The organism is Pseudomonas sp. 39004, assembly GCF_028682155.1.
Classification (GTDB): domain Bacteria; phylum Pseudomonadota; class Gammaproteobacteria; order Pseudomonadales; family Pseudomonadaceae; genus Aquipseudomonas; species Aquipseudomonas capeferrum.
Genome location: NZ_JANIAG010000257.1, coordinates 1 through 5,439, shown reverse-complemented (window position 1 = coordinate 5,439; position 5,439 = coordinate 1). Strand labels below are relative to the sequence as shown.

Here is a 5,439-nt window from a genome sequence, read left to right as displayed (position 1 = left end):
ACCCTGCTCGCCCAACAGCACTACAACAGCTTCCGCGACCGCTTCGCCGACTGGCCGGTGACGGTCGAAGTGATGAGCCGCTTCAAGTCGGCCAAGGAAGTGGCCAGCGCTGCGGCAGACCTTGCCGAGGGCAAGATCGACATCCTCATCGGCACCCACAAGCTGCTGCAGGACGATGTCCGCTTCAAGGACCTGGGCCTGGTGGTGATCGACGAAGAGCACCGCTTTGGCGTACGCCAGAAGGAACAGCTCAAGGCGCTGCGCAGCGAGGTGGACATCCTCACCCTGACCGCCACGCCGATTCCACGCACCCTGAACATGGCCGTGGCCGGCATGCGCGACTTGTCGATCATCGCCACGCCACCGGCGCGACGCCTGTCGGTGCGTACCTTCGTCATGGAGCACAACAACAGCACGGTCAAAGAAGCACTGCTGCGTGAACTGCTGCGCGGCGGCCAGGTGTATTACCTGCACAACGATGTGAAAACCATCGAAAAATGCGCCGCAGACCTCGCCGAACTGGTGCCGGAAGCACGCATCGGCATCGGCCACGGGCAGATGCGCGAGCGCGAGCTGGAACAGGTAATGAGCGACTTCTACCACAAGCGCTTCAACGTGCTGATCGCCTCGACCATCATCGAGACCGGCATCGACGTGCCCAGTGCCAACACCATCGTCATCGAGCGCGCCGACAAGTTCGGCCTGGCCCAGTTGCACCAGTTGCGCGGCCGGGTCGGGCGCAGCCACCACCAGGCCTACGCCTACCTGCTGACCCCGGCACGGCAGAAGGTCAGCAGCGACGCCGAGAAGCGCCTCGAAGCCATCGCCAATACCCAGGACCTGGGGGCCGGTTTTGTTCTGGCCACCAACGACCTGGAAATCCGCGGCGCCGGCGAACTGCTTGGCGAAGGCCAGAGCGGGCAGATCCAGGCCGTGGGCTTCACCCTCTACATGGAAATGCTCGAACGCGCCGTCAAGGCGATCCGCAAGGGCAACCAGCCGAACCTGGAGCAACCGCTCGGTGGCGGCCCAGAGATCAATCTGCGCCTGCCAGCGCTGATCCCCGAAGACTACCTGCCCGATGTGCATGCACGGCTGATCCTCTACAAGCGCATCGCCTCGGCGGCCGACGAAGAGGGCCTCAAGGACCTGCAGGTCGAGATGATCGACCGCTTCGGCCTGCTGCCCGAGCCGACCAAGAACCTGATGCGCCTGACCTCGCTCAAACTGCAGGCGGAAAAGCTCGGCATCAAGAAAGTCGATGCCGGCCCCAACGGCGGTAAGCTCGAGTTCGAGGCCGAAACACCGGTCGACCCGCTGACCTTGATCAAGCTGATCCAGGGCCAGCCCAAACGCTACAAATTCGAAGGCGCCACCCAGTTCCGCTTCCTGGTCCCGATGGAACGCCCCGACGAACGTTTCAATACCCTTGAGGCGCTGTTCGAGCGCCTGACCCCACAGCCTGCCTAAGGAAGATCCATGCGTGCCATCCGTTGCCTGACCCTGCTGCTGGCGCTGTTCGCGCCAACAGCCTTCGCCGAAGGGGTGTATCAGGTAGAAATGATCCTGGTGCGGCAAAACAGCGTGCCCGCCTTCACCAGCCCGTTTGCGCCGGAAAACTGGCGCGCCGACGGCAACCCCCTGGACAAGGCGGCCGAGCGCCCGCTGGGCCTGGAGGACGAGGTCACCCGCCTGCAGGCCACCGCCGACTACACCGTGCTCATGCACAAGGCCTGGCAGCAACAGGCCGGCAGCGAGCCCAGCCGCATCGCCCTGAGCGAGGGTGAAGAGCAGTTCGGCCACTTCCCCATCGAAGGCAACCTGAGCATTGCCGAAGGCCGCTTCATTGCCGTACAGGCCAACTTCTGGGTCAACCAGCTCGACAGCAACGGTAGCGTGCTGCGCAGCGAGCAATTCAAGCAGAGCAACAGCAACGTCAAGGCCGGCCAGCTGACCTTCCTCGACGGCGGGCACCTGGCGGTGCTGCTGAAGGTGACCCCGGCCGGGATGCGCAAGTTGCCAGCGATGGACCCGGAGATGATGGAGCAGTGATGTGAGCGAGAGCGATGCGCAGTTCTTCGTCCGCGAGCATGACGGGTGGACGTTCACGTTTGACCGCAAAACCCTGCAGCGCGGCCTGGACTATGCCGAGGATGGCAGGAGCAAGATCGTATCGATCCTCAACCTGACCATCCGCGCTCAATGCGCGGGTTCCGGCGGCCGCGAATACTACCAACGCATCGAACTGGACATGACCGAGGACGGCCTTGAATGCGAGGGAACGTGCTCGTGCCCGGTCGGTGACAATTGCAAGCACTGCGCGGCGGCGCTCTATGTGCTGGAACGTGGCCCGGACTTTATCGAAGGCGCGCCAGACCAGCCCCTTGCTGCCACGCAGTCAGCGCAGCAATCCCTTGAACTGCCCCCCGAACTCGCGCACTGGGTGGAGGCGCTGGAACTACCAGCAGCACCCACTGCGGAGCCTGCAAAGCGAAAAGGCCCCGCACTCTACTACGTGGTGAGCAACAACCATGGCCAATGCATGCTCAGCGTTTTCAAAGGCACCCGGCAGGCCGATGGCACCTTGAAGCTGGGCCGCCCCAGTTCGATGCCCGAGCTCATCTACTACACGCCCAAATACGTGACCGATGAGGACTTGCGCGCACTGCGGCTGATCGATGCCCTCGGCAAGGATTACAGCCTGCCGATTGCGCGACTGGAAGGCAAAAAGGGCGCCGAACTCTATGAGTATGCGCTGGCCACCGGCCGCTTGCTGTACGACGAACAACAGGCTCCACTGGCCCAAGGCCCGGACCTGCCTGCCGAATTTCGCTGGGTGCGGCTGGACAACGGTAGCTATCGCGGCGCCTGGCACCATGATGAACATGCCCACCGGCTGGCACTGCCGCTCGACCCACTTTATTACGTGGACACCCAGAACGGGCAGACCGGCAAGCTGCTGCATGACCTTGACCCGTTCATTGCCAGTCAGTTGGCGAGCGCACCCACAGTTCCCGAGCACCTGATCATCCCGCTGAGCCATCGATTGAATGCGTTGAACCGGCAGGTACCGACCCCCACACCCGTGCGCAGCGAACAGATCGATGACATCCAGCCGCGCCCTCACCTGACCTTGGGCAGCCTCGAATTCAGCGCCTACATGCCCAAGACCGGCCGCATGCAGCGCCAGATGCAGCACCGCGCCGCGCTGTCGTTCGACTACGATGGCCTGCGCACCAGCGGCAGCGACGACAAGCCACTGACCCGCCTGGTGGATGCCACCAGCCAGCGCATTCGCCGCCATCCCAAAGCCGAGCAGGCACTGCGCAAAGCCTTGCGCGACCTGGGCTTCAAGGCCGCCACCCGGCAGAGCAAAGCCCTGCCCGACAGCGCCGGCGAGATGCACCAGTTGCCGGATGACGAAGCCTGGCTGCACTTTGCCCGCAACGACTTGGCGCGCCTGCGTGAAGACGGCTGGGTGATCGATATCCACCGTGATTTTGCCTTCAACCTGCAAGAGGTGGACGACTGGTACGCCAACATTGACGAAGCCCCCGGCCATGAATGGTTCGACCTGGAGCTGGGCATCGTGGTCGATGGCCAGCGCCACAGCCTGCTACCGATCGTGCTGCAGTTACTGCGCAGCAACCCGGAGCTGCTGCGCGCCACCGAACTGGCCCGGCGCAGCGATGACGAACACCTGCTGATCGACCTCAACCGCGGTCGCCTCGACAGCCCTGCGTTGCGCGTCGCCCTGCCCTACGGCCGCATCAAGGCCGTCATGGGCACCCTTGGCGAACTGTACCTGCATGAACACGCCGCAGGCCCCTCGCTGCGTCTGGACCGCGCCGATGCCGCGCGCCTGAACGAACTCGATCACCTGCCGTTGCACTGGGAAGGTGGTGCGCATGTGCGCGATTTGGGCAAGCGCTTGCGCGACGCGCGCGACCTGCAGGTCGAGCCGCCCACGCAGTTGAACGCCACCCTGCGCCCCTATCAGCAACAAGGCCTGAACTGGTTGCAGGCCCTGCGCGAAATGGGTACCGGCGGCATCCTCGGCGATGACATGGGCCTGGGCAAGACCCTGCAGGCCCTGGCGCACCTGCTGCTGGAAAAACAATCCGGGCGCCTGACCGCCCCGGCCCTGGCCGTGATGCCGACCAGCCTGGTACCGAACTGGCTCGACGAAGCCCAACGCTTCGCCCCCGACCTGCGCGTGCTGGCGCTACACGGCCCGGGGCGCAGCAAGCATTTTGCCGCGCTGCATGACTACGACCTGGTCCTGACCACCTACGCCCTGGTACCCCGCGACCTCGAACACCTGCGCGCGCAGCCTTGGCACTTGCTGGTGCTCGACGAGGCGCAGAACATCAAAAGCAGCACCAGCAAGGCGGCCCTCGCCGTCTGCGAATTGCAGGCCGAACAACGCCTGTGCCTGACCGGCACGCCCATGGAAAACAACCTCGGCGAGTTGTGGTCGATCTTCCACTTCCTGATGCCTGGCTGGCTGGGCGACCTCAAGCACTTCAACCAGGACTACCGGACCCCGATCGAACGCCATGGCGATACCGAGCGCCTGGCCCACCTGGCCAGCCGCATCCGCCCGTTCCTGCTGCGCCGAACCAAAGAGCAGGTAGCCACCGAGCTGCCTGCCAAGACCGAAATGGTCCACTGGGTCGAGCTCAGCGATGCCCAGCGCGATACCTACGAGGCCGTGCGCGTGGCCATGGACAAGAAGGTTCGCGACGAGATTGCCCGCAATGGTGCCTCGCGCAGCCAGATCATCATCCTCGACGCCCTGCTCAAGTTACGCCAGGTGTGCTGCGACCTGCGCCTGGTGAAGGGCGTTGAAACCAAGGGCAACCAGGCAGACAAGGGCAAGCTCGGGGCGCTTCTGGAAATGCTCGAAGAGCTGCTCAGTGAAGGCCGCCGGGTATTGTTGTTCTCCCAGTTCACCTCGATGCTGGCACTGATCGAGCAGGAACTGCAGAAGCGCAAAGTCCGTTACAGCCTGCTGACCGGCGACACCCGTGACCGCCGCACACCGGTGCAGGCATTCCAGCAGGGGGACAGCGAGGTGTTTCTGATCAGCCTCAAGGCAGGTGGCACCGGGCTGAACCTGACGGCTGCAGACACGGTGATCCACTTCGACCCCTGGTGGAACCCGGCCAGCGAGAACCAGGCCACCGACCGCGCTTACCGCATTGGCCAGGACAAGCCGGTGTTCGTGTTCAAGCTGATCACCCGCGGCACCGTGGAAGAGAAAATCCAGTTGTTGCAGCAGGAGAAGGCGGCACTGGCCTCAAGCCTGCTCGATGGTGGGCAGGCAGGGCAGTGGCGGTTGGGGGATGAGGAGATCGAAGCACTGTTCGCGCCGCTGCCTGGCAAGCGCGGGCGCTGAGCTTACGGCGTCCGCTTGGGGTTTTCGGCGCCTTCAGA

At 64.1% G+C, this 5,439-nt stretch carries 3 protein-coding genes; all 3 read left to right on the top strand.

The features are described 5' to 3' along the window. Positions 1 to 1,470 (top strand): TRCF domain-containing protein (locus tag NP534_RS25430; protein ID WP_274100549.1); only part of this gene is annotated, 1,470 nt, incomplete at its 5' end. A 9-nt stretch (positions 1,471 to 1,479) separates the two neighbouring features. Continuing rightward, on the top strand, positions 1,480 to 2,052 hold the full coding sequence (locus NP534_RS25425; protein WP_156310706.1) for a CsiV family protein: 573 nt from the start codon (positions 1,480 to 1,482) through the stop codon (positions 2,050 to 2,052). 1 nt (position 2,053) lies between these two features. Next, a complete protein-coding gene (locus NP534_RS25420; protein WP_274100548.1) occupies positions 2,054 to 5,401 on the top strand; it encodes a DEAD/DEAH box helicase in 3,348 nt (1,115 codons plus the stop codon). Positions 5,402 to 5,439 lie beyond the last annotated feature (38 nt).

Coding starts and splice junctions, on each gene's coding strand:
- NP534_RS25425 (WP_156310706.1), top strand. CDS start 1,480: ATGCGTGCCATCCGTTGCCTGACCCTGCTGCTGGCGCTGTTCGCGCCA.